This is a genomic window from Bacteroides faecium (assembly GCF_012113595.1).
Taxonomy (GTDB): Bacteria; Bacteroidota; Bacteroidia; order Bacteroidales; family Bacteroidaceae; genus Bacteroides; species Bacteroides faecium.
The window spans coordinates 3,271,430-3,298,104 of record NZ_CP050831.1; the positions used below are offsets into that span (position 1 = coordinate 3,271,430).

The following is a 26,675-nucleotide window of genomic DNA, read 5'->3' on the forward strand; positions in this document are numbered from 1 at the left end:
ATTATGAAAAGCTTGAGATATTTATTTTTGTTTGTATGTTGTGTGCTGGGTATGGCTTGCACAGATGAGGTAATGCTTTCTGCCGGTCAATATGTAGATTATAGCCGGGATTTGACGAAACTCGAAATTGTTCCGATCAAGGCATTGGTTAATCCGGAAAGGGGTTATCATCTGGAGAGTAATTATTTTGTTGATAATTTGAAGAATCCCTGGCATGAGGGCAGTTGGGAGAGTTTTTGGATTCCCGAGATTGAACGGAAAAATAGCGCGAAGAATGATGGTGTAACCTTATCCCAATTATATCTTTATCTGACGCAGTATGTAGGTAAGGATTTGGATCAGGCGGCATTTGATAATATGCAGATGTTGTTTGATGATACAAAGAGACTGGGATATAAGATACACTTGATATTCGCGTATGACCATAACGCCGGGGCGACAAATGTGCAGTTCACTGATATATTCAGACATCTTGAACAGTTGAAGCCTTTTATTCAAAAGAACATCGGCTTGATTGACCTTTGGCAAATGGGCTTTATTGGTGCGTGGGGAGAGGGTAATTCAACTCCGTTGAGAGATGATTGGACGAATAAAGGTAAGATGATAAAAGAAATCCTGAGTATGTATCCGGATCGTTTTATGACTTTGCGCTATCCTCGCCATATACATAATTTCCCGATGCTTACTGAGGCTGAAAAGGCGCGTGTCGGCTATGCGAATGACTTCTTTACAGCTTCCGAACATCCGCTTGCACCGGACAATGACTATACGTTTGGCTCGGAAGACTATACAATTGTAGCCAATGCCAGCCCATATGTAAAAGTGCGTGCGGAGATTCCTTATAATGAGAATACCGAATGGGGATTGAGTAAGGAAATATCAGTCGTTAATACAATCAAGATATTGAAGGAGCATCATTATGATGCTTTGGATATTACTCAGAATAATGAATTGAATATTTATGCTTGGAAAAGTTATAAGATAAGTTCTGACTGGTGTCAGGATAATAAGATTCTCTTTGATGAAAGTTATTTCAAAGATGAAGAGGGCAATAAAGTAGCGCGTTCTGCCTATGAATTTATTCGTGACCATTTAGGCTATCGTCTTTATGTCAACTCTGAAGATGTTTCGTTGGAAGCGAAAAATGGAAATCTGGACTTTGATATTCCATTACGTAATGTAGGTTTTGCCGCTATTAAAAATCCACGGCCTGTATATATAGTGTTAGTGGATGAAAGTAACCGTGTTGTTTTTAAAAAGAAACTTGATGTTAGTCCGAGAGATTGGCAGCCCTATGATGTGGAGACAAAAGAGTACAAATCTTTGGTTCATCACGTTGAGGGTAGTGTCGCACCGGGTATATCAGGCAAATATAAAGTCGGATTATGGTTGCCGGATCCTACTGAATTGTTGCAGTTGCTTCCTGAATATGCGGTTCGGTTCGCTAATACGGAAATGATTGAAGATACGCAGTACCGTATAAATGTGATAGGTGAAGTTACATTCTAAAACAATAGGATAATTTTATTTATAATGTCTATGAAGGAAGTTCTTCAAAATGTCGGGGGACTTTCTTCATAAGAAAAAGATTGTATAAGTTACTACAATTTCATACTGATGAATAAACAGAAAAAACGATATTGGATTATATACTTATTAGTGCCATTTCTGATTTTGGGCTGTTCTGCCCCCACAGAGCATGTTAAAATAGAAAATGGCACTTTTATTATCAACGGAAAAGAGGTGCAATTGATTTGTGGAGAAATGCACTATCCCCGTATTCCACATGAGTATTGGCGTGACCGTCTGCATAGGGCGCGTGCAATGGGGCTGAACACTGTCTCCGCCTACGTATTCTGGAATTTCCACGAACGGCAGCCGGGTGAATTTGATTTTACCGGGCAGGCGGATATTGCCGAATTTGTCCGTACCGCACAAGAAGAAGGTCTGTATGTCATTCTGCGTCCCGGACCGTATGTATGTGCGGAATGGGATTTCGGCGGATACCCTTCGTGGCTTCTGAAAGAAAAAGATATGACCTACCGTAGCAAAGACCCTCGTTTTTTGTCATATTGCGAGCGATATATCAAGGAACTTGGCAAGCAACTGTCCCCTCTGACTATCAACAATGGCGGTAATATTATCATGGTGCAGGTAGAAAATGAATACGGTTCGTATGCAGCAGATAAAGAATACCTTACCGCTATTCGTGATATGATAAAAGAGGCCGGGTTTAATGTCCCGTTGTTCACCTGTGACGGTGGCGGACAGGTGGAAGCCGGACACGTTGACGGCGCATTGCCTACACTGAACGGTGTGTTCGGTGAAGATATTTTCAAAGTAGTGGATAAATACCATCCGGGCGGTCCTTATTTTGTGGCGGAGTTCTACCCGGCTTGGTTTGATGAGTGGGGAAAACGCCATTCGTCTGTTGCCTATGAGCGTCCTGCCGAACAGTTGGACTGGATGCTGAGCCACGGAGTGTCTGTCAGTATGTATATGTTTCATGGCGGAACAAATTTCTGGTATATGAACGGTGCCAATACCAGCGGCGGATTTCGTCCCCAACCTACCAGTTACGATTATGACGCACCTTTGGGCGAATGGGGAAATTGCTATCCCAAATACCATGCATTCAGAGAAGTGATTCAGAAATACTTGCCCGAAGGAACTGTATTGCCGGACGTGCCTGCCGATAATCCGACTACCACTTTCGCGACAGTCGAATTAAAGGAAAGTGCCCCTTTGACTGCCGCTTTCCATCAGACTACGCAATCGGAAGAGGTGCTGTCAATGGAAGATGTAGGCATTGATTTCGGATATATTCATTATCAGACAACGATTCAAAAAGCAGGAAAGCAGAAATTGATTATTCAGGATTTGCGTGATTATGCTGTTATATTGGTAGATGGCAAACAAGTAGCCAGCTTAGACCGTCGTTATAATCAGAACAGCACGACGTTGGATATTCATAAAGTTCCTGCTGCATTGGAAATTCTGGTTGAGAATACCGGACGGGTAAATTATGGTCCTGATATTCTTTTTAATCGTAAAGGGATTACAAGTCAGGTACTTTGGGGTAATGAGAAATTGACAGGCTGGGCAGTCACTCCGCTTCCTCTTTATAAAGAAAAGGTGTCTTCTCTGTCTTTCGGTAAAGAAATCAAAGGAGTTCCGGCATTTCATAGGGGGACGTTTACTATAGAACAGGAGGGCGATTGCTTTGTCGACATGAGTCAATGGGGGAAAGGAGCCGTTTGGGTAAATGGTAAATCATTGGGGCGTTTCTGGAATATCGGTCCTCAACAGACCCTCTATATACCTGCTCCCTGGTTGAAAACAGGCGAGAATGAAATTGTTGTTTTCGAAATGGAAGATACGGGAAAGAGGAGCTTGCAAGGATTGGACAAGCCGGTTCTCGACAGTTTGGGTGCAGATAAAAACAAACCGGAGAAACAGCAGCGCAATCAAACAGGTAGTCCTGTTCTGGAAGAAGGAGATATTCTTCTGAAAACCACTTTGGCGGAGACGAACGATTGGCAGCAGTTCGATTTACCAGTTGTGAGCACTCTGCGCCATTTCTGCGTTGAAACGCTTTCTTCATATACGGAAGACAACCAATCCTGCATTTCAGAAGTGGAATTGTTGGATGATAAAGGGCAACCGGTTGATAAGACCAGATGGGAAGCCATCTATGTAAGTAGCGAGCAGGCAGATAAGAATCTGGGCGTGGCAGAGAATTTGTTCGATGGAGATATTTCTTCATTCTGGCATACAGATCCGGCAACGGAACCCGGACAGCCACATCGTGTCATTATCGATATAAAGGAAATTTATAAAGTATCAGCCCTTCGTTTCAAGGTTCGTAAAGGCGCTTTTTTATCAGGAAAAGTGAAGGAGATAAACGTATATGGCCGTCCGCAATTTTTCTTGTTTCATTGATAAAAACGTACAGAAGAAGAGTATTTTGATTTCTATTTACTATCTTTGAAAAATCTAAAGAAACACGATTATGAACATACGCATTTTGATAACCTTATTACTTGGAGTGACTCTATTTTGTAGCTGCCAGCCGAAGCTGTTACCGGTAAATTCTTTAGCAGAGCGTGTAACGGAAGGAACCTCGAAAGGACGAATCCTTTTTCAGATGATGCCGGAACAGAACGGTGTGTCTAAAGACTACTTTGAGATAACCACCAAAGACGGCAAAGTCCTGATAACCGGAAATTCCGATTTATCATTGGCGACGGGGCTGAACTGGTATCTGAAATATGTAGCCGGTATTCATCTTTCCTGGAATAATCCGTCGCAGAAATTGCCGGAAGTACTACCTCTTCCCAAAGAGAAAATCCATCAGGAGACGGCTATGCAAAACCGTTATTACCTGAATTATTGTACCTATTCCTACTCTATGGCTTTCTGGGATTGGGAACGTTGGGAGAAAGAGATAGACTGGATGGCATTGCATGGCATTAATATGCCTTTGAGCATTACCGGAATGGAAGTAGTCTGGTACAACCTGCTGAAACGTGTCGGATACACAACGGAAGAAATCAATGAATTTATCTCCGGTCCGGCTTTCATGGCGTGGTGGCAGATGAATAATCTGGAAGGGTGGGGCGGACCTAATCCCGACAGTTGGTATCAACAACAAGAGGTGCTTCAAAAGAAGATAATATCCCGTATGCGTGAGTTGGGTATTGAACCCGTATTTCCGGGTTATGCAGGAATGGTTCCCCGCAATATCGGAGAGAAATTAGGTTATCAGATTGCCGATCCCGGCAAGTGGTGCGGCTTCCCCCGTCCGGCTTTCCTTTCTTCGGAAGACGAGCATTTCGATTCCTTTGCAGCTATGTACTATGAAGAATTGGAGAAACTTTACGGAAAAGCTACATATTATAGTATGGATCCATTCCATGAAGGTGGCAACACGGAAGGAGTAGACTTGGCAAAAGCCGGAGCTTCTATTATGAAAGCCATGAAGAAAGCGAATCCGGAAGCTGTCTGGGTGATTCAGGCATGGCAGGCGAATCCGCGTCCGGCAATGATAGAATCTTTGAATCCGGGTGATATGCTGGTACTGGATTTGTATAGTGAGAAACGTCCGCAATGGGGAGACTCGGATTCGATGTGGTATCGTGAGAAAGGGTTCGGCAAACATGACTGGCTTTATTGTATGTTGTTGAACTTCGGAGGAAATGTCGGTCTGCATGGGCGGATGGATCAGTTGGTGAACGGATATTACGATGCGTGTGCACACGTAAATGGGCAAAAATTGCGTGGCGTAGGGGCTACCCCTGAGGGGATAGAGAATAATCCGGTTATGTTTGAACTCTTATATGAATTGCCGTGGCGTGCGGAACGCTTTTCACCGGACGCATGGTTGCAAGGATATCTGAAAGCCCGTTATGGTGGTGAACTGTCATCAGAAGTTATGGAAGCATGGAGAGCGTTGGAACATACGGTTTATAATGCTCCCAAGAACTCTCCGGGCGAGGGAACGATAGAATCTCTTTTGTGTGCCCGTCCGGGTTTCCATTTGGACAGGACATCTACATGGGGATATTCCAAACTGTTCTATTCGCCTGATTCTACTTCGAAAGCTGCGGATTTGATGCTCTCTGTGGCCGAACAATATAAGGGCAACAACAATTTTGAATATGACTTGGTGGATATCGTACGTCAGAGTAATGCTGATAAAGGCAATGCATTGCTTGAAGATATATCCCAAAGTTATGACCGGAAAGACAAAGAGAATTTCCGGAAGCAGACGCGGCAATTTCTTGAACTCATTCAATCGCAAGACAGCTTATTGTCTACCCGGAAAGAGTTCTCCGTATCTTCTTGGCTGGCTGCCGCACGTTCTTTAGGTACTACCGACGCAGAAAAGAAACTCTACGAATGGAATGCGTCTGCATTAATCACAGTCTGGGGTGACAGCATCGCTGCCAATCAGGGGGGGTTGCATGATTATTCTCATCGTGAATGGAGTGGTCTTTTGAAAGATTTGTATTATCCGCGTTGGAAAGTTTTCTTTGAGCAGAAACAACAGGAACTGGATGGTAAATCTGCCGGTGAAGCGATTAATTTCTATGGAATGGAGAAAGCTTGGGCGGAGAAATCTCATGGATATTAACTTAAAAGTATGAGATAGTGACAATTTATTCTTATACTCTTACCGAGGGTTCACCGGATTCATCTTGTCGCTGAAATGCCGATGAATAAGGAAATATAGGGTGAAAGGGAAGAGAAAATTCCGGTTGGAACCGTTCTTTTCGCTTTCATCTTTGTTTTTTCTATATGCTATGAGCTAATTCAATTATGCTATAAGCAAAAAGAAATATGCTATAAGCAAAAAGAAATTAGGTAATAGCAAATCATCTATCAAATTAGGGCATTAACAGTTGGGCTGTCAAGCATTAATAGTTGAGTTGTCAAGTATTAATAGCTTAATTATCAGGTAGTACTACTTGATATATTGAGTATATATAGCTGACGTGTTGGATCTATATGCCCACCATCTCAGCTATATATGTTCACCATCTTGGATCTATATGTCCAATAGTCATTGCAAGCGAAGCGATAATGAAGGTGAAAGCGGTGAAGGGTGATTCTTTCTTGGTTTTACTCTTTGCCTTCACCCGCTATGTCCTTATTCATCGGCCTTTCAGTAATAAGGTGAAGCGGTGAACCGCCGGTTAAGAATGTAGGGGGATTTGAAGATTGGAATAAATACGTGATTATCTTGATACCCTCATTTACTTATATCTTTATAACCCGATCCGCGTATCATTGAATATGTTGATATGATTCGGTTATTGCATATCCTTATTCAGGCGATATGTGAAAAGTAGCCAGTACTCCTTTATGATCAGAAGGCCATACACCTTTGGGAGTGATGAAGCAGTCTTCTGTACTCTCTTCTATACGCTGACTTCTGACAATGGAACGGGACGGTCCAAGAATAGCTGCTGATAGTGGTGTAATGCCTTGATTGGGATAAAAGTAAATAAAATCAATCCGGTCTCTTTCGTCCGCATCGGGTGCCCAAGTTAATTTGCTGACAGGCATCTTGTCGTTGTCGGAAGGAAATGTGAATCCTGGGTGAGTGACCGGGTTAGGATATAGAGTCCGATATATGTCTTTGAATCCTTCTTTGTAGAGCATACTTGAACAATCCCAGTTGACAACCGTCCCGTTGTGATCCCATAGATGCTTGGTGTCTTCCTGCCAGTCAAGGTGAGAAGGTTCGTTGAAATCTCCTCCTAATAGTACAATGGCTCCTTCGGCAATGTCTTGTCGTGCGCTTTCGATGAATACTTCAATGGCTTCTTCGCGAAAGGCGATCCGGTTGGCCGCTAAAATGGAATCCGCATTATGAACAGGTTGTGTCATTTTCTTCCAGGTACTTCCATCATAACCACGAGGTAAGTAACAAGCATAATTCTTATAATCCAAGTGGGCGGAATAAACGGCAACAGTATGTCCGGCTATGCCGATAGTTGCTTTTAGGATAGAGCCGCAACCGCTGTCCTTTGGATAGATAATCTCCTGCTGGCTTATATTGTATTTGGATAAGATGCCTACATCCAGAGGGTTATGTTCTCCATAGTAAGTTTTTCCACGTTTCTTAAGTGCCTCAATGATGCGGGATATAAAGAAGGTGCCATTGTAGTTGCGGACTTCGCTGAAAAAAACGATATCGGCATCAACTTGTGCCACTTCATCGGCTATGGCTTCAAATCCTCCTTCCACGATGCTCCCTTCATGCCAGATGTTGAGTTGTAGGACGGTGAGATGAGAGGTTGGGGTCGCATTGCGACCCCAACTTGTTATTCCTATGCTGCTAAGGCATAAGAGTAGTATATAAAAATTTAGTTTCATACCGTTCTTTTTTATTCTTGTAGAATCCACATCAACTTGTTTACTTCGTCCGAACCGTTGAATTGCCTTTGTACAGCCGCTTCTACATTTGCCTTGTTATAATCATATTCTGCACTGGGATATAACCAGCGTACCGGCATTTTGGTTGGTTCGTTGGGATTCTGGTTGGTCAGCGGATTGATCGGGAATTCAGGATAACCGGTTCTTCTGTAGTCATAATAGGCTTGATAGGGTGACTGCATGAAATTGGCCAGATATTTTTGAGTTATGATCTTTTTGAGATCCTCTTCGAAAGTTCCATTAAGCTGGATACCGGGTTTTGCTAATGTTTGGGTAATGATGTCACTAGTCATTTTGCGTCCGTGATGATACTTCTGTTCATCCGGCGTATTGTCGGCAATGAATTTCATGCTTGCTTCAATTCCTTTTTTATAATATTCGGCTACATCTCCGGTGATCCATGTGCGTAATGCCGCTTCGGCGAGAATAAAATTCTGTTCGGCATAGCCTATACGGATATAAGGTTCTCCGGGTTCGTAAGAAGTATACCTGTTGTTGAACTGGCAGAATTCTTTCGTCTTATCGGCTATTAGCTTTAATTCGTCTATCGGATCCGACGGGTCGATTCCTATGTAAGCATCCCAGTCATTTTCCTGGCTACCGGAATTTAATTTCCCTTCGGAAGGATTTGCGTAATAAAAGAGGCGATAATCCTCATTGGCTTTCAGTGCGTCAATAACCAGACCGGATATCATTACGTATTGTTTGTAGGAATGCAATGATTCATTAAATGGATATAGCTGTCCTTCTTTCGTGGAGAAAGTGATTTGTAAATTATCAGCGTTGGAACGTAACAACAAGTTACGGTCGAGTACTTCATTAAATTTGGATTTAATATTGATGTCAGTGGAATTAATCTTCTTGGATAAGTTGATTAGAACTCTTAATTCTAAAGCATTCGATACTCTGTGCCACTGTTCTACCTTTCCGCCAAAGATAGGATCACCGTCAAATGTTGTCTGGTTGGCGTTCTGGAAGTATTCGTGTGCCTTATCCAGATCATTGAGCAGGAATTTGAAAACATCCTCTTGTGTGTTGTAGGCTACAGTTAGATTTCCTTCCTTGCCCTCGAGGATTCCTTCATAGGGAATATCACCTACATTGAGAGTGTATTCGAATAGCCGGTAAGCCTTCAGGAAAAGTGCCAGACCTTTGTATGCGTTCCTTTTATCTTCATTCATTGTCTCGTCTTTGTCTGTCAGTTCCGCCATGAGCTTATAGTTGGTCAGCGAGGTGTAGCCGCTGAAACTTTCGCGTCCGAAGTTGTTATACTGCGTTCCTTCCAATGCTTCCGACCAGCCGATATATTTGCAGGTCATTTGATTATAAACGAAATCTTTCTTTTGGGAAGGTTTCATAAGCCCTACAATGGCACCCGTTGCCAGAAGCTTGGGTGATACTTTGGTCACAGAGTCCGGATTCGTATTGATATCCTCAAAGTTATCGCATGAAAATAGGGTAATTCCGGCGAGCAGGCTCGCGATATATTTTATTGCTTTCATATTATTCATTCTTTTAGAAGTCAAACTTAACGTTAAATCCCATGTAACGGATAGAAGGTGAGGTTAGTGCATCCTGCACTTTATCGGGGTCACTGAAGCGAAACTCTTTTGCCCACATCAGCAGGTTCTGTCCGACAAAGCCGACTGAAGCACCTTTCATTCCTATTTTCTGGCAAACGGATTGTGGTATTTCGTAACTGATAGATAAGTCGCGAAGCTTGATAAACGTCTTGTCGAACCAGTTTTGCGCTCTTTTATTATCACCCGATGCGTATGGATTAGTATTCATCATATAGTCTTGATACGAAACGACTTTATCATTGGGAGCAAATACACGGTTGTCCATAATTACATTTCCGTTTGCATCCCATTCGGCTTTGCCTGATACCACTTTGACCCCTTGGCCTGTGAATGTCTTATTGTTGTTGACTACTTCTTCGTAACGATATTGATTGTCACTGTCTATATGTGCGCCGGAATTCCACATGGCCTGGTCTGTCATAGAATAACCGACACCTCCTACACGTCCGTCAATGGTGATACTCAGGGTGATTCCCTTCCAGTTGACCGATGTGCTGAGTCCCCATATCCAATCAGGTTCGCTATATCCTTTGAGTGTCGTAAACTTATTGACGAGAGGGAATCCGTCACTTCCGTGTACGATATTTCCTGCCGGATCCCTTTGGTAGTCGTAAATTGCTACCCAGTCCCAACGTTCCCCTTCGGCTACCCAAGGTTTTTGAGTAGAGTATACCGGGTCTATTTTATGGTAATAGTAGCGGTCGCGTGACCAGTTGAACATGGCAGACCATGTCAATTCCCGATTCTTTATGATATCACCGGAAATGGAGAGTTCCATTCCTTTTCTTACTTGTTCTTCGTCCATGTTGACTTGTGTATTGCTGTATCCGCTTACAGAACTGAGTCCGGCGTTCCGGGTATTGTTAAATTTGAGTGTATTATAATATGTATAATCCAGACGCAGGCGGTTCCCAAATAAATGAATGGCTGTACCCAGTTCGTATGAACGTGTTTGGGAAGGAGAAAGCAGGCTGTTTCGAATTGTTGTAGGAGAGTAGGCGGCACTCATGTTGTCCCATACATCGGTATTGATAGAATAAACATCATTGATAGCATATACATCCATATCATGTTTGGTGGTTGTCCACGAACCTCTTATTTTCCAGAAGTCGATAACTTTGGGCATTTTGATGAATTCGGAGAGCACTACGCTACCGGAAACAGCCGGATAGAAATAAGAACGAGTCTCTTCCGGTAAGGTTGACGACCAGTCGTTACGTCCCGTTGCTTCTACAAAGACCGCACTTTTATAAGCTAAGCCTATTTTTCCGTAAATGGAATTCGTTTGTTTGCTGTTATAAGTTTTACTGGTTTCGGCAGGGTCTACCGATGCTTTTAGCGAATAATACCCCGGAATGATTAATCCGCCGGCAGTGTTTGAGCTTAAATTGTCATTCTGGTAATAGTAAATATTTCCTCCGACGAATCCGTCCACACTGATATCACCGAATTTATGTTCGGCAGTCAGCATAATATCATTATTGGTACTGAATCCTCTTTTTTGATAGACAGAATAATATCCTTTTTTCTCTCCCTTGCCGGTCACGGAACCTACCGGAGCTTTAGTTTCGCTTTTCTCCGTATACATATCAGCACCCGAACGCAGGGATAGTTTCAACCAGGAAGTAATATCATAAGAAGCATTGACAAAGGCATTGACTACATCGTAATTGTCCGAACTTGTTAACTCGTTGGCTATATAATAAGGGTTGTCATACCAACCGCCCCGATCCCACCAATTGGATTGTTCGTCTTTTATTTTCCAGTAATTCTTATAATCCCGTATATCGTATTCACTGCCCGACCATACTAGAAGATTGTAAATATAGCCTGTACCGTGATAGGCCGATCCGCCCATATTGGGATAGAATCTCTTGTTGTAAGTGATTCCGGCCTCGGAACTGAATTTCTTATATTTCATGTCTCCTGATACGGTATAAGTTATTTTGTTTAATTTCTCGTTGGGCCATTGGCCTTTGTTGTAGACGTGTGTCAATGAGGTACGGATACTTCCATATTTGCCTTTCTGAGTGACGCTTACGTTGTTGTTGGTGATGAAACTCAGTTCCTGGAAGTTTTTCAGGTTATTTTTCCCTCTGGAAGTCAGTTCTGTCATTTCCCGTTCTTGAGTATACGGGTTGTATTGCATGGCTTCATTGCCGATGTCCAGTTTGGCTCCCCATACATAACTGGAGTTATCATTGTATATACCATTTTTTCCCGAGCTGTAAGATGTTTGTACTTCCGGCAATTTTAAATATCCGGCATTGAACATCGTACTGCTGTTTACGGTTACCTGCAACCCTTCTTCTTTTCCTCTTTTGGTGGTAATCATGACGGCACCCGAACCACCCCGCGCACCATACAAGGCGGAAGCCGTAGCCCCTTTCAGTACATCAATAGATTCTATATCATCCGAAGCGATATCCCGTAGCGACATATTTTTGTAAGGAACCCCGTCAATAACAATCAGCGGGTTTTCGCCGCGCAGCTTTAGATTGGGGGCTTCATTGAATTCCGTACTGTTTTCTACCTTCAATCCGGCAATTTTACCGTTCAGTCCGGAAGTCACATCTACGCTTTTTATGGTGGTCAGTTGGTCGCCGCTAACTTTCTGTACGGCATACCCCAATGCCTTTTCCTCTCTTTTGATACCCAAAGCTGTTACTACAACTTCATCTAATACTTCGGCATCATCCTGGAGTTTTATGGTAAGTGGTTTGCTGCTTGTGACTCTTATTTCCTGATTCTTGTATCCGATATAGGATATCGAAAGGGTAGAATTGGCGGGGACTTCCAATGTGAACCGGCCGTCGATATCGGTGATCGTTCCGGTACCGGTTTGGTTTTTAATGGTTATATTAGCACCGATAATGGGAATTCCTGCCTGATCAACAACTGTGCCTGTAATCTTGATTTTACTTTGCTGGTTGATTGCAGTCTGTACTTTTGCAGACGGATATTCTATGGCTTCCGCCTGTGTCGTGATACTAAAAGCAAATAGTATCGCCATTGAGAGTTGCATTATTCCGGATAATGCATCACTCTTTTTTGAGTTGTGAACGCATGACGTTCGTTGAGTGCTGTTCTTCATAAGTTTATAATTTAAAAATTAGTTATAAGTATGTTTTATAATTATGATTCTTTTCAGATGATTAATGATAGTGCAAAGATTGTGTATTTGAAGGTAGATTGCCTAGGAAGATTGTACCGAAAGTAGGGTAAAATTGTCATGGGGTACAATTGTATATGCTTAATTCTATGGGGATAAACGTAAAAGAGACCGGATGTGATAACATTTCCGGCCTCTTTTGTGGAAGAAGGGTGGATAGGGGGACCACCCTTCTTTCTGTGTTAAGTTCTTATTCTAATATTCTGTCAAAAAGCTTACTTTATACCTTTTGAATTCTTATATCTGTGTAGTGCTTCCAGGAAGTAGTAATCGGCATATACCAGCGGTACGTCAATTTCGTTTTTGTGCGGGATACTTCCTACGCAATGTTTTAAGAGAAAGTTACCATTGGTTCCTTGGGTAGCCAGATAACTTGGCGAAGCCAATGATTTTAACGTTTTCACTGCTGCCTGGTAATATCTTTTTCCTGTTTTCTTATCTACATATTGATAAAGTTCAAGTAGGGCGGAAGCTGTGATAGCTGCGGCTGAGGCGTCTCTCGGTATCTCTTTGAAGTCGTTTGCGTCATACTCCCATTCGGGGACATAGCCTTCCTGTCCGGCATTGAAATCCCAGTAGGGCACCATGTCTTCGGGCAGATTGGAGTGGTTGAGCCAGAATTCGGCGGTGTGCTGTGCCATTTCCAGAAACTCGGGTTTCTTTGTTTCTCTATAAGCCATTGTGTATCCGTAAATGGCCCATGCTTGTCCGCGTGCCCAAGCGGAATTGTCGGAGAATCCCTGACAGGTTTGTTTGTGGAGTACTTTCCCGGTTTCCGGGTCGTAGTTGACTACATGATAATTACTGTAATCTTCACGGAATTGTTCCCGTGCGGTGGTGATAGCGTGCGAGTTGGCTATTTCTGCATAATGCGGGTCACCGGTCACTTTGCTGGCGAAATAAAGTAATTCCAGATTCATCATATTGTCGATGATAACGGGGTAGAACCACTCGTCTTTACCATTCCATGATTTCCGGTAATTCCATGATTTGATACACCCTGTCTTCGGGCTGAAACGCGTGCAGAGTGAGTTTGCTGCTTCTATGATGATATGTTTGTATTCTTCCTTTTTTGTAAGGCGGTATGCATTGCCGAAGCTGCAATAAATAAGGAAGCCGATGTCATGGTGCTCCTTCTGTTTCTTTAGCGGCTCCAAGGCTTCTGTCCAGCGGATTGCTTCCTGTTTCCATGTATTCTGCCCGTTGTTTTCGTAAATATACCAAAGGCTGCCGGGATAAAAACCTTCCGTCCAGTCATTGAGCGGAGTGGTACGCAACTTTCCGTTGTTATCGGTAGTACGCGGATAAGCGGTTGGTTCGGGTAAGGCCTTCAGCATGGCAGTATATTGTTGTTCTGCCCGGTCAAAAGAATGGGTGATTATTTTATTATCACCTTTGCCATACAGAGTCGAAAATGTTGACAATAAGTAAAAAGATAGAATGGATACTAGTTTCATATATTTTTAGGTTTTTGTTAGTTAATGGTGCAAAGATTGCGTATTTATTGTGTAGGGGACATACAAAATTGTCCCGAATGTCCAGTGTTATTGTCCTCGGGAAAGATAAATCATGTTTTATTGGATTAGTCAGATGTATCTGTTGCGGCGGAATTGGACTTTCGGAATGTAAGCGGTGCCATTCCGAAGACGGATTTGAAACATTTGCTGAAATATTGGGTCGTTGAGAATCCTAATCGGTCGGATATTTCGGAGATATTCAGTTCCGGGTTGTTTTTGAGCAGGCGCATACTTTCGTCGAGTTTCATTTTAAGCGTAAATTCGTTAGGAGTCAGACCGGTGATCTCTTTCATACGTGTATATAGCTTGTTGCGTCCCAATCCTAGTTCGGCGGCAAGCACATTCATATTGAACTCCGGGTTTTCAAAGTTGTTGGAAATGATTTCTGTCGCCTTCTTGATAAGTTCCCGGTCGGCTTGGTTGACGGCAATATCCGTCACAGTGGCCGGCTGTTGATTTCTGAACTTCTCAATCAGCTTTCTTCGGCTTTTCACCAGATTGTTGCAGCGTGAGACGAGCAGTTTTACGTTAAACGGCTTCGTGATATAGTCGTCCGCTTCATACATATATCCTTCTATCGTATATTCCACAGATGTCTGCGCAGTCAATAGTACGACAGGTATATGTGACAGGTTAACCGTGTTCTTTATCTTATAACACATTTCCTTTCCGGACATTTCGGGCATCATGACATCGCTTAGTACAATATCCGGCTGTATTGTCAACGCCTGTTCAAATCCCTCTTTTCCGTTTCCGGCGGTATGTACTTCATAAATGGGATGAAATATTTCCTTCAGCATTTCCAGAATATCGTCGTTGTCCTCTACGATCAGTATGACCGGCTTTTCTGTGAGTGTATGTTCTGCTGTTTCTTCTTCCAATGGCAGTTCCTCCAGTGGAATCAGCTCCGTGCTAATCATGCACGCCGATGTATTTTCCATTTGTAGCTGGTCCGCTTTAAAATGGCTGTTGCCTGTTTTCAGGATTACGGTAAAACAGCTTCCTTCATCCACCTTACTTTCTACACGGATATTTCCTTGATGTAATTCCACGATATTTTTGCTCAAGGTCAGTCCGATGCCCGTTCCCAAAGATAAATTGGATCTTTGTCCGTCTATCTGATAGAATTGGTCGAATATTTTATGGATTGACTCCTGTGGGATACCGGTTCCGCTATCCTTGATTTGGAGCAATACCTGCTGGGAGTGCATGCGGATACTGACTGTGATATTTCCTTCTGCGGGAGTATATTTGAAAGCGTTGGATAGTAGGTTGATAATAACTTTCTGCATCTGCACCGGGTCGAACCATAGATTAATATTTGGTTCGGAAGTCTCGAAACGATATGCGATGTGATGCTTGAGTGCGTATTCATAGAATGACATGTAAACTTCCTTGGTGAAGACGACAATATCACGGCATTCCACCTTCAGTTTCAGATAACCCTGCTCTTGTTTACGGAAATCCAACAGCTCGGAGATGAGCGTGCGCATGTGGCTGGCGTTCTTATAAATACGCAGTAGACGGTTGTACATGGAGGGAGAGAGCTTGTTTAATTGCAATAAGTTCTCTATTTGTCCGATGATAAGCGTTAGTGGAGTACGGAATTCGTGTGAGATATTTGTGAAGAAACGCAGCTTGACCTGGTTCATTTCTTTGATTCTTTCTTTTTCTTTCTTCTCAAATTCCAATGATGCTTTCAGTTTAGCTTGCCGGGTGTTAAAACGGATGATAGCATACAGTACAAGACAGAGAATCAGTATATATAATAAATAGGCATAGAGATTGGCATAGAAAGGGGGGCGGATATAGATATGAAGCGAACGTTCACCACAGATTGTTTGCGAATCGTTTTTCTCGTGTACAGTCAGTTTATAATGTCCCGGGTCGAGGTTGGTATATACTATTTTCGGGGAGTGTAGCGGAAGCCATGCCCGGTCGAACCCTTCCAGTTGATATTCATATTTGTACTTGTTTTGTGTATAATTGGAGGTGGCTACTTCCAGGATAAGACTGTTCTGATTGTGTGCCAACTTGATAGATTCCGTATAAGGCATAGTTTGTGACAAGATGTGTGACTCATCTCCGGGTTGTATCACTTTATTGTTGATAATCAGTTGGTCGAAGTAGAATTGATGATCATTCGATGTGGGGAGATTCTGTATTCCCGGCAGAGAAACCAAGCCGTTGGTTCCACCGAGGAATAATTCTCCGCTTTGAGTAAAATAGATACATGAGCCTTGTCCGAAACTCATATATGGAATAACGTATGTATATGTGAGTTCCTTCTTTTCAGAATTCAGGCAGGAGATCCCCCGGTTGTGGAGTACGAACAATTCGTGTGAAGGCGATTCGGCGACATAATAGCAATAATTACTCATTAGAAGATTGTCCTCCATGGCGAAGCGGAAGAAAGAATCTGTTTCCGGTTCATACTTGAATAATCCGGATCCTGCCGTACTGAAGAATAATTCGCCCAAGTGGTTCTCGAAGATATGTAACACCTTGAAGCGTCCGATGTTATGTTCTTTTTTGAGGTCATGCCGGTAATTCTGTCTTTTTCCTGTCAACAGGTTCACCCGGGTCATTCCACCGTTGCCGTTGGCTAACCAGATATTGTCATTCCGGTCGATATGAAATGTTACATAAATATAGTCCTCTATAAGACTCCGGACGTCCGGCAGGGCGGATAACGGCTCGAAAGTTTCCGTTTCCGGATTCATGGCTACGATTCCTGCTTGGGTAGACAGGACGAGTTTTCCTTTATAGGGTTGTAAGTCATTTATCACATTGCTGGGTAAAGAGTTGGCTTTGTCGGGGATATTTTTGAGTGTATGTGCCGTTTTCTTTCGAGTATCAAAGATCGTGAGTCCCCCTGTATGCGTACCGATATACAGTTGTCCGGTTTCTTTGCGCAGCCAGATACATTTCAGATTATTGTGCCCGATTCCAGACAAGCCTCCCTTGTTGTGGACATATCGGGTGAATTGCCGGGTTTGCCGGTCTAAGAAATTCAGTCCTCCTCCTTCGGTACATATCCATAAATTATGTTCGGAATCTTCCTGCATTTTACCTACAACGGGGAAACTGAGTGCATGAGGAATATCGGGATTGGCTTCGTAGTAGCTGGTATGATCATCAGTGGGGTTGTAGTAGTTGACACCTCCGAAATAAGTCCCTATCCAGATTCCTCCTTGCGTATCTTTGTAGAGAGCGAAAATGGATGAGTGGCTCAAACTATGGGATATATTATTTTGATGAACATGATTCTCCCATACTTGTGTTGACGGGTTGTATTTATTCAGTCCATAAAATGTGCCGAACCACAGATTTCCTAAGTCATCTTCGATAGCACAGCGCACATCGTTGTTCGATAATGAGTTGGTATTATCGGGAAGGTTGCGGAAGTTGAGGATAGAACCGTCGGGAGCCAGCCGATACACTCCCTGGTGGGAGGTACATATCCATAAGTTCTTTTGAGAATCCTGATAAAGACTTTGCACTTTGATGTCGGGCAGGAGAGAGTGTTGGCGTTCGGGTTGTGCACGGTCGATTCGTAGAAGTCCCTTGTTCATACCTATGTATATATATCCGTCATCAGTGCAGCAGATAGGTGAAGAAACTCTTATATTTTCTTTGAAAGTGGTGAGCAGGCGGATAGTAGAGTCTCCTTCCACCCGGAACTCCAGTTTGTTACGCCCGGCAATCCAAAGCGTATCGTTCTTGTAGTATATGTTGGAGACATTATTTGCGCGTAATTTATGAAACTGTTGTGTGCGGGTATTGTAGCACACCAAGTCATGCAGTGCCTGTATGTATACATTCCCTTTTTTATTGCCGCAAATGGCCATAATTTCATTTTCGGTCAGACCTATGTTGTCTTGGGAAGGGTGAAATACAGTGACGGACTGGCCATTATATCGATTGATTCCTTCAAAAGAACCAAACCATAATGCTCCCGTCTCATCTTGATAAATGGATATTATATTGACCTGTGACAAACCATCCTGCACGCTTAAATGTTTGAAATAAGCAGTGTTCGCATGGGTCGATAGAAGCAGAAGTAAAAAAGAAGCTACTAACAGAATCTTTTTTATTGCCATATATTAGATTTTACTTTTCCAGCAACTCTTTCAGAAAATCATCCAACTCTTTATCCAATCCTTTCAGTAGCTCGTCATTCACCAGTATCGTATCGTCGTCTACCAGCAACAGTTCAGCCACCGTTTCTTTATCTTCATCTACCAGAACGAACGAGTAAGGTTTCAGAATCGTTACCTTGTCGAAGTCACCCGCATCTTTCATCCTGCAGAGGATATTGCGCAGGGAAGGTTCTACATTTTCCAGAAAATCATCACTGTCATACGTAGTCCATTCTTCTATCATGATGTTTGCCAATTCTACATCATCATCATTGTAAATAGTAAGTTGTCCCGAAGTCTGGTCCGGTTGAAGATGGATGTCAGTAACAGTCGTTTGTTCACAGTTACATGTATATTTAGCGACCGCTTTTTGGATAGCCGCTTCGATAATAGATAGTGATTGTTGGCTCAATTTCATGGGTTCCTTCTTTTTATTAGTTCAAAGGTATAAAAAAAATAAGATTTGATACACGATTTCCTTAAAAATCGTCATTAAATCGACTCATTTGCATCTTTAACTTAGGCAATTGGCTGTTTCTCTCCTTCAACTCCGCCAAATACAGGCTGGTGAGATAATAATTCGGCACATCGTCAATGGTGGCATGCATATTCTCCGATACATTTTTTTTCTCAATCTTCTTGGCTAGCTGCTGTGCTTTTTCAGCCCATTCCTGTGCTTGGGGCAGGCTGTCTTTCATCTCATAGTAAACCGCGATATTAAGAGCAGCCCGCATCTTCTTCTTTTCACTTTTCGTACCTTCGAAAGCCTGGCGCCAAAGTTCGTATGCGTCATCCCACGAATTTTCGCGTACATAAACGGCTGCGTCCCGCATCGGTACCGAACCGCCGGTATATAGATACCGTGTTCCTTTTTTCCACACCGGAACAATATACTTCACCGGAATCGTTCCTGCAAATTCGGCAGCTTCCTGCAACATCTCCTTGTCGGGAATCATATGCGTGGCAGCTTCTACTGCCGAAGCACCGAATTCTTCCCAAAAGATACTGTCGTTAGGGTGAAGCGTATTCATCGGTCTGCTCCGTTCGGGCAGGTAAATTCTGACAGTAGGATAAGCCTTGACATCCACAGCTCCTTGAAAACAATTGAACTCATCCAGATAACGGACAGTCTTCGTCGCTTTGAGTTGCAGATTTTCTACGGCAATGATTAAATCCACATTCAAATCCGAAGCCAGTTTGCGGACTTCTTCCTGACTCAACGTACTTTCACGAGCCAACTTGTCGTTTGCCCGCAAAGCGGAATCACAAATCACCACTTCATCAAAGTAGTTCTGATGCGCAATCTCTTCAGCCAGCGACTCTGTTGCGACTTTAGTATCTCCGTTCACATAAGCCGTTGCGCGGCTTACTATCGGCGAGTTCTCTTTGATTTTATCAGATTGCGTTATCAGTTTGTTATCCGGCGTACTGCTGGTATTATTCACGACTGCCACTTTCCGAAGTTGAGGCGGAAAACTCAGGTCGGCAGCTTGCAGATAATCAATGGAAATCTGCTCCAGACTTTGGCAACTGCTCAATGCCAACAGGAACAAAGAAACGAAAGCCAGTGAATAAGATTTTGCCATAGTTTTGTTCTATTTAGTAATTTGAACAAAAGTACTATTTTGAAAGAATAAAAGAAAGTCTCAAACAGTTTTTAACCGTTTGAGACTTTCTTTTATATATAATGCTTTTGAAAAATATCAGACAACAAATGACAAAGGATGATAGGCCTTTCTGTATGTCTTGTCAGAAAATATAGCAAAAAACTCCATCCTGATGGTGAATTCGCCGTTGGGCAATGACAAAATCACCGTTGGGCAATCGTGAAATCATCGTTGCCCAACGGTGATTTTACCTTATATTACTAAGAATGTAAAAAAAGAGGGTGTGTTGTTTTTTGAACACACCCTCTTGAAAGAATAAAGTGAAGTAAATTATTTAAGCGTTCTTACCGTGGCAGTTTTTGTACTTCTTACCGCTTCCGCAAGGACAAGGATCATTACGTCCTACAGTCTTTTCCGCACGGATCGGTTCACGTTTCTGCTGTTCGCGAGTATCTTGGTTGGCAGCAGCCTGCTGATTAGGATCATTCAAGTCCTGCTTGTTTTCACGATACTTGCTCATGTCCTGACGTTGTTCGGGAGCAGCCTGGCGTACTTCTACACGGCGTGCGGCTTGTTCGTCCGGAGCTTCCTGTACAGGAATTTGTCCGCGCATCAGGATAGATACGGTCTGATTATTAATCTTGTTGACCATTGCGTCAAACAACGTAACAGACTCCAGTTTGTAAATCAACAGCGGGTCTTTCTGCTCGTAGCTGGCATTCTGTACAGAATGTTTCAGTTCGTCCAGCTCGCGCAAGTTCTCTTTCCATGATTCGTCGATTACGTGAAGCAGGATTGATTTCTCGAACGATTTCACCACCTCTTTGGATTCCGATTCGTAAGCCGCTTTCAGATTACAGGAGATGTTGTACATACGTTTGCCGTCCGTGATAGGAATCAGGATGTTCTCATACATATGTCCCTGGTTCTCATATACCTGCTTGATAACCGGGTTGGCAATCTGAGCCAGACGTTCGGTCTTGCGCTTGAAGTTCTCCATCGCAATATTGAAGGTCTTTTCGGCCAACACCTCTTTTTTCTCGTTACGGAACTCATCTTCTGTGAACGGAGTCTCCATAGCCAATGTCTGAAGCAGTTCCATCTGACAACCTTCGAAATCATTATTTTCGATAGCGTTGGCGCAACGGTCCCAAATCATATTCACAATATCCATGCCGATACGTTCGCCCATCAATGCATGGCGACGTTTTGTGTAAACAACGGTACGCTGCTTGTTCATTACGTCATCATACTCCAACAGACGTTTACGGATACCGAAGTTGTTTTCTTCCACCTTCTTCTGAGCACGCTCGATAGAATTGGAAATCATCTTGTGCTCGATCATTTCGCCTTCCTGGAAACCGAGTTTATCCATAACGCTTGCGATACGGTCGGAAGAGAACAGACGCATCAAGTCATCTTCCAGTGACACGAAGAACACGGAAGAACCCGGGTCGCCCTGACGTCCTGCACGACCACGCAACTGGCGGTCTACACGACGGGATTCGTGACGTTCTGTACCGATGATTGCCAAACCGCCCGCAGCTTTCACTTCCGGACTCAGCTTGATGTCGGTACCACGACCCGCCATATTGGTAGCGATTGTCACTGCGCAGCTGAAACCGGCTTTCGCTACAATCTCAGCTTCTTTCTGGTGCAACTTCGCATTCAATACGCTGTGCTCAATCTTACGCATGGTAAGCATCTTGCTCAGCATTTCGGAGATTTCTACCGAGGTAGTACCTACCAGTACCGGACGTCCTGCTTGAACCAACTGCTCGATTTCTTCGATTACAGCTTTATATTTTTCACGTTTAGTCTTGTAAACGCGGTCATTCATATCTTTTCTTGAAATCGGGCGGTTAGTCGGGATAACGACAACATCCAGTTTGTAGATGTCCCAAAGTTCGCCTGCTTCCGTTTCGGCAGTACCGGTCATACCGGACAACTTGTGATACATACGGAAGTAGTTCTGCAAAGTAATCGTGGCAAAAGTCTGCGTGGCAGCTTCCACTTTCACATTTTCTTTAGCTTCAATAGCCTGATGTAAACCGTCAGAGTAACGGCGACCTTCCATGATACGGCCAGTCTGTTCGTCTACGATCTTCACTTGTCCGTCGATAACTACATATTCGTCGTCTTTTTCGAACATCGTGTAAGCCTTCAGTAACTGGTTGATCGTGTGCACGCGTTCCGATTTAACCGCATAGTTAGTCAGTAGCTCATCCTTCTTTTGAAGTTTTTCTTCGTTAGTCAGATTCGGCACATTTTCCAGTTCCGAGAGTTGTCCGGCGATGTCAGGAAGTACGAACAAGGTCGGATCTTCAGAATTACCGGTAATCAGGTCTACACCCTTATCTGTCAAGTCTACACTATTCAACTTCTCGTCGATAACGAAATACAACGGGTCAGTCACTTCGTGCATACGCTTGTTGTTCTGCTCCATGTAGATTTCTTCCGTCTTGAGCATACCGGCCTTGATACCCTGTTCACTAAGGAACTTGATTAAAGCCTTGTTCTTCGGCAGACATTTATGGCTACGATATAAGGAAAGGAATCCTTCTTCCACCTCTTTCTTGTCATTCGATGCGATCAGTTTCTTGGCTTCCGACAGGTATTTGGTTGCCAATACCTTCTGTGCTTCTACCAGGCGTTCTACCAACGGGCGGAGTTGCTCGAACAGTTGGTCGTCACCCTTCGGCACAGGACCGGAGATAATCAACGGAGTACGTGCGTCGTCAATCAATACGGAGTCAACCTCATCGACGATGGCATAGTTGTGCGGACGCTGTACCAAGTCTTTCGGACTGATAGCCATATTGTCACGCAGGTAGTCGAAACCGAATTCGTTGTTCGTTCCGAAAGTAATATCAGCCATATATGCCTGACGGCGTGCGTCGGAGTTCGGCTGATGACGGTCGATACAATCTACGCTCAAACCGTGGAACATATAAAGAGGACCCATCCATTCGGAGTCACGTTTTGCCAGATAATCATTCACGGTTACCACGTGCACACCGTTTCCGGTCAATGCGTTCAGGAATACCGGGAGAGTAGCTACCAACGTCTTACCTTCACCGGTTGCCATTTCCGCAATCTTACCTTTATGCAGAACGACACCACCAAACAACTGTACGTCATAGTGAACCATATTCCACACCGTGTCGTTGCCGCCGGCTAGCCAGTGATTCTGATAAATCGCTTTGTCACCTTCGATGCGTACAAAATCCTTTGTAGCAGCAAGCTGACGGTCAAAATCCGTAGCAGTCACTACGATTTCTTCATTTTCTGCGAAACGTTTGGCAGTTGACTTCACGATGGAGAAAGCAACGGGCAGAACTTCGTCCAGTGCTTTTTCATATTTTTCCAGAATTTCTTTTTCTGTTTTATCTATTTGTGCAAAGACTTCTTCGCGGTCTTCCAGTTCGATACTTTCGATACTCGCTTTCAACTCTTCCACTTTCGCACGTTCGGCGGCAGCCGATTCAAAGATGTATTTTTTGATTTCTTCCGTTTTGGCGCGGAGTGCGTCGTTGTCCAGTTTTTCAATCTCCGGGTAAGCAGCTTTGATTTTCTCTACCCAGGGTTTGATTTCTTTCATGTCTCGCGTGGATTTGTTTCCGAAAATCGAGCTTAAAATTTCATTAAATCCCATTTGTATAAGTATGTTTATTATTTATCTATTTAAAATTTCTTGCGCAAAGTTACATTAAAATGCTGATTTATTAATGTTTTGCACCCTGTTTTTATGAGTAAACTTTTACCGTAAGTCGGTAATGGGTGCGGCGGAACAGGCATTGGGAGCCCGGATGCGCATGAAATGTGCCAGTGTAGGCGCGATATGTTCGATAGTTACAGGAGTCTGTATGATAGCCGGTTTCACCGAGTGACCGATGAAAATCAGCGGTGAAGGAATAAATGAATGGCGTACTACTTTGCTTTCGCTGCTGTTTTCGTCCACCATCGTCCAGCCGGGAAGGATGTCAATCACCAGGTCGCCCGAACGTTTGCGGTGGTATCCGTTACGTATCTTGTAAATCTCCGGTGTCCATGAACCCAGTAAAAGCCTGTTGGCGGAATATGCTTCGTTCACCCCGCTGAATTGCATAAGGAATTCGGCGGACTTCTCTTGTACTTCCGTTAGGTTCAGTTGTTTTTGTTCCAGTAGCTTATGGTTGAGATAGATTTGCTGATTATGATACGTTTCCACATACTTGCCTTCGCCATAGGTAGCCATCAGGTACATATTCAACAAGGCTGCGCAACGGTTGAGGTAAAACTCTCCGCCGGGAATCTTATAAAGTCCCGAATCGGCCGATTCGCTGTCCGTATATCCGGTAGAGGTGACGAAAAGAAGTACATTTTGCAGACCTACTTTCTTGTCTAGCACTTCGAGCAGGTTGGCAATGCTGCGGTCGAGACGTACATACGTATCTTGCATTTCCATGGCACATTCCTGTACGGATTTATGTGCATAGTTGCCGGCATAGTAAGTCAGTGCCAATAAGTCAGTAATATCATCCATGCCAATCGAACTTTTATTCAATGCTTCTTCGGCAAGCGCATTTACTTCATCGTTCACAAAAGGGCTGGTGATGAAACGTCGGTATTTATTGTTACGGTCGTCGTCAAATTTATATTTGAAAACCATATCCCGCCAATCTGGCAGGAAAGTGTACATTCCACGTGGGTAAATAGGTTCCCAGGTCATGTTTGCAATACGGAAATCAATGGCTTGACGGTCATTGTACTGGCTTGCCCACCAGGGAAATTCTCCGTAATAAGTGGTTCCGCTCCATTTTCCCGTGTTGGGATTTATCCAGAAAGCACCGTTCCCGGCATGTCCGGCGGCAAGAATAGCTGCGTCGCATTTGGGGGCGATGGCATATACGAGTCCTTTGCCTTGGGTAGCTATTTTGAGCTCGTCGGCAATGGTGGAAGTTAATAATTTGCTGGGCGAACACGTCTGGTCGGTATAGTAACCCATGAATGCCGTGTCGTCCGTGCTGTTGACGGGGCGCAGGGTAGACGCATCCATCCATCGTTTGGAAATGATTCCGTTCATGGATGGAGTCGTGCCGCTGTAAATGGCGGCTATAGCCGAAGAACGGTCTACACCGCTGAAAGTATATTGGGCATTATAGAATACTCTTCCCTCTTTCCAGAGACGCTTGAAGCCTTTCTCGCCGTAGAGTGACGAAAATGCTTCCAGATAGTCCGTACGCAGTTGGTCAATCGTCAATCCTACCACAAGTTTAGGGGCGGTAGGCAGCGACTGAGCTTGTAGCCCTGTGAAGGTAAGTACGGTGATAAGGGAAGTTAGTAGTCCTTTCATTATTTCTTTTTAGATGTCACTATTAAGTTGCTCGCTGAACGTATCAGCAAACAGAGTGCCAAAGGTACAACAGCAAAGTCAAATCTCTGCGGAATTAGTGGAAAAAGCACTATAAAAAGTGTTAAAACGACTAGATTCAGGGTCAAATACCAACATTTCTTCCTTTTTCGGACACAATAAATGATGTATGGAAGGAAAATAAGTTGTCCCGGATGAAAGACAAACAGCAAGAAATTGGAGCTGACAGCCGGATGCTCGGAGAAGAGGGCAAGAAAAGCAAGGACGCATCCCACGATACCTGCCGCGCCGAAGAGAAACAGGTCGATTCCCCATAATCCGGTTCTCCGCCGGATACCGTAGATGGTAGCGCCGGCTGTTAGTATAAATAATAGTAATGCGCATTGTAGCGGAGTGGGTATCCAACCGCTTTCATCCTCTTCGGGAGTCGCGTCTACGATCAATTCACTGGCTTCTGTAAGCGGACGCCGGATAGAGTCATTCTGAATCTGCGCTCCGGCGAAAGCGTCCATCAGATAAAAAGGTGCAAACATCATCTGCCGTTGCGTGATAGGTTGGTCTGCTTCGCTTCCGATACATAAATCAATGCCGAAACGTGCCCATGGATGCCCTTTACAATATTGATGTACAATGTCACGGAAAGAACGTGAACCGTCTTGCGGTTCTGTGGGGTAAATTACTTTGCCTGCAATGCTTTCCTCTATCTTGTCGCGAGGGCGGGTCGCACAATTATCGTAAAAGAAATTATAACGGTACACCCGGTTTTCGGGACGGTAATTATCTTGTAGCAATTGGATTAATTTGATTTTCTCTTCATTGGTCAGGTTTAAAGTCTGCTGCCATACGCTGCGGTTAAAGAATGCGTATTCTCCTGCAAAATGGGGGTAGTCGACAACTCCTAGTCGGTAGTCTGTTTCTCCAAGAGAGAAGCGGAGTTCGAAATTAGGGACGTCGAAACTGAATAATCCGTAATTGAATACGACATCAATCCCTTGTGAGGGATTTTCGTAACGAATAGCGGTGTGTCCGAACAAGGTGTATATTATTTCTCCGGGCGCACAAGTCAGTAGGCTGAGACGGATGGAGTCATTGCTGTTGGCGGTTGTTTGTCCGAAGGGCAGGAGCAACAGGCAAAAAGAAAAAACTATATGTAAAAAAGACCGTTTCATTAGTAGGCTCGTTTTATTTTGGCAGCGAATATACGAAGATTTGTTGGATTCGGGAAACAGAGCGTCTGTTTTATCTGAATAGAGCCTCTGTTTGGGTGAAATAGAGCCTTCGTTTGGGGTAAATAGACGCTCTGTTTGAGCCAAAAAAACATTTGAAAGCCGAGCCATAAAAAGAGCCACCCTTTTAT

The 26,675-nt window shown here is 43.6% G+C and carries 13 protein-coding genes; 3 read left to right on the top strand and 10 right to left on the bottom strand.

Annotation, left to right across the window (positions count from 1 at the left end):
- Nucleotides 1-3 precede the first annotated feature (3 nt).
- The 3 genes from BacF7301_RS11585 to BacF7301_RS11595 all read left to right on the top strand — a co-directional run bounded on the left by BacF7301_RS11585 (nucleotide 4) and on the right by BacF7301_RS11595 (nucleotide 6,136).
- Entirely contained in the window at nucleotides 4-1,509 is a 1,506-nt protein-coding gene (locus tag BacF7301_RS11585) for a DUF4874 domain-containing protein (RefSeq protein ID WP_167962944.1), read from the top strand.
- 108 nt (nucleotides 1,510-1,617) lie between these two features.
- Entirely contained in the window at nucleotides 1,618-3,942 is a 2,325-nt protein-coding gene (locus tag BacF7301_RS11590; protein WP_167962946.1) for a beta-galactosidase, read from the top strand.
- Between the two features lie 70 nt (nucleotides 3,943-4,012).
- A complete protein-coding gene (locus BacF7301_RS11595) occupies nucleotides 4,013-6,136 on the top strand; it encodes an alpha-N-acetylglucosaminidase (RefSeq protein ID WP_167962948.1) in 2,124 nt (707 codons plus the stop codon).
- A gap of 692 nt (nucleotides 6,137-6,828) precedes the next feature.
- On the opposite strand, the gene BacF7301_RS11600 is transcribed toward BacF7301_RS11595, so the two are convergent.
- The 10 genes from BacF7301_RS11600 to lnb form a co-directional block, all read right to left on the bottom strand.
- Nucleotides 6,829-7,884, bottom strand: coding sequence for an endonuclease/exonuclease/phosphatase family protein (locus tag BacF7301_RS11600; protein ID WP_167962950.1), 1,056 nt, complete (start codon nucleotides 7,882-7,884; stop codon nucleotides 6,829-6,831).
- Nucleotides 7,885-7,895: 11 nt separating this feature from the next.
- Complete coding sequence (locus BacF7301_RS11605; protein ID WP_167962952.1) at nucleotides 7,896-9,446, bottom strand: SusD/RagB family nutrient-binding outer membrane lipoprotein; 1,551 nt, start codon at nucleotides 9,444-9,446, stop codon at nucleotides 7,896-7,898.
- A 13-nt stretch (nucleotides 9,447-9,459) separates the two neighbouring features.
- Complete coding sequence (locus BacF7301_RS11610) at nucleotides 9,460-12,621, bottom strand: SusC/RagA family TonB-linked outer membrane protein (protein ID WP_167962954.1); 3,162 nt, start codon at nucleotides 12,619-12,621, stop codon at nucleotides 9,460-9,462.
- 293 nt (nucleotides 12,622-12,914) lie between these two features.
- Nucleotides 12,915-14,156: a glycoside hydrolase family 88 protein gene (locus tag BacF7301_RS11615; protein WP_167962956.1), complete on the bottom strand. Its 1,242-nt coding sequence runs from the start codon at nucleotides 14,154-14,156 to the stop codon at nucleotides 12,915-12,917.
- Between the two features lie 125 nt (nucleotides 14,157-14,281).
- A complete protein-coding gene (locus BacF7301_RS11620) occupies nucleotides 14,282-18,319 on the bottom strand; it encodes a two-component regulator propeller domain-containing protein (protein WP_167962958.1) in 4,038 nt (1,345 codons plus the stop codon).
- A gap of 10 nt (nucleotides 18,320-18,329) precedes the next feature.
- On the bottom strand, nucleotides 18,330-18,776 hold the full coding sequence (locus BacF7301_RS11625; protein ID WP_167962960.1) for a hypothetical protein: 447 nt from the start codon (nucleotides 18,774-18,776) through the stop codon (nucleotides 18,330-18,332).
- 61 nt (nucleotides 18,777-18,837) lie between these two features.
- Nucleotides 18,838-19,944: a DUF6340 family protein gene (locus BacF7301_RS11630; protein WP_167962962.1), complete on the bottom strand. Its 1,107-nt coding sequence runs from the start codon at nucleotides 19,942-19,944 to the stop codon at nucleotides 18,838-18,840.
- A gap of 355 nt (nucleotides 19,945-20,299) precedes the next feature.
- Nucleotides 20,300-23,620: a preprotein translocase subunit SecA gene (gene secA / locus BacF7301_RS11635; protein ID WP_167962964.1), complete on the bottom strand. Its 3,321-nt coding sequence runs from the start codon at nucleotides 23,618-23,620 to the stop codon at nucleotides 20,300-20,302.
- A gap of 105 nt (nucleotides 23,621-23,725) precedes the next feature.
- Nucleotides 23,726-25,300, bottom strand: a complete 1,575-nt coding sequence (locus BacF7301_RS11640) for an alkaline phosphatase family protein (RefSeq protein ID WP_167962966.1) — start codon at nucleotides 25,298-25,300, stop codon at nucleotides 23,726-23,728.
- Nucleotides 25,300-26,487, bottom strand: a complete 1,188-nt coding sequence (lnb, locus tag BacF7301_RS11645) for a lipoprotein N-acyltransferase Lnb (RefSeq protein WP_167962968.1) — start codon at nucleotides 26,485-26,487, stop codon at nucleotides 25,300-25,302. Before lnb ends, BacF7301_RS11640 begins: the two co-directional genes overlap by 1 nt.
- Nucleotides 26,488-26,675: the final 188 nt, after the last annotated feature.

Coding starts and splice junctions, on each gene's coding strand:
- BacF7301_RS11630 (WP_167962962.1), bottom strand. CDS start 19,944: ATGGCAAAATCTTATTCACTGGCTTTCGTTTCTTTGTTCCTGTTGGCA.
- BacF7301_RS11610 (WP_167962954.1), bottom strand. CDS start 12,621: ATGAAGAACAGCACTCAACGAACGTCATGCGTTCACAACTCAAAAAAG.
- BacF7301_RS11590 (WP_167962946.1), top strand. CDS start 1,618: ATGAATAAACAGAAAAAACGATATTGGATTATATACTTATTAGTGCCA.
- BacF7301_RS11625 (WP_167962960.1), bottom strand. CDS start 18,776: ATGAAATTGAGCCAACAATCACTATCTATTATCGAAGCGGCTATCCAA.
- BacF7301_RS11585 (WP_167962944.1), top strand. CDS start 4: ATGAAAAGCTTGAGATATTTATTTTTGTTTGTATGTTGTGTGCTGGGT.
- BacF7301_RS11600 (WP_167962950.1), bottom strand. CDS start 7,884: ATGAAACTAAATTTTTATATACTACTCTTATGCCTTAGCAGCATAGGA.
- BacF7301_RS11615 (WP_167962956.1), bottom strand. CDS start 14,156: ATGAAACTAGTATCCATTCTATCTTTTTACTTATTGTCAACATTTTCG.
- secA (WP_167962964.1), bottom strand. CDS start 23,620: ATGGGATTTAATGAAATTTTAAGCTCGATTTTCGGAAACAAATCCACG.
- BacF7301_RS11605 (WP_167962952.1), bottom strand. CDS start 9,446: ATGAAAGCAATAAAATATATCGCGAGCCTGCTCGCCGGAATTACCCTA.
- lnb (WP_167962968.1), bottom strand. CDS start 26,487: ATGAAACGGTCTTTTTTACATATAGTTTTTTCTTTTTGCCTGTTGCTC.
- BacF7301_RS11595 (WP_167962948.1), top strand. CDS start 4,013: ATGAACATACGCATTTTGATAACCTTATTACTTGGAGTGACTCTATTT.
- BacF7301_RS11620 (WP_167962958.1), bottom strand. CDS start 18,319: ATGGCAATAAAAAAGATTCTGTTAGTAGCTTCTTTTTTACTTCTGCTT.
- BacF7301_RS11640 (WP_167962966.1), bottom strand. CDS start 25,300: ATGAAAGGACTACTAACTTCCCTTATCACCGTACTTACCTTCACAGGG.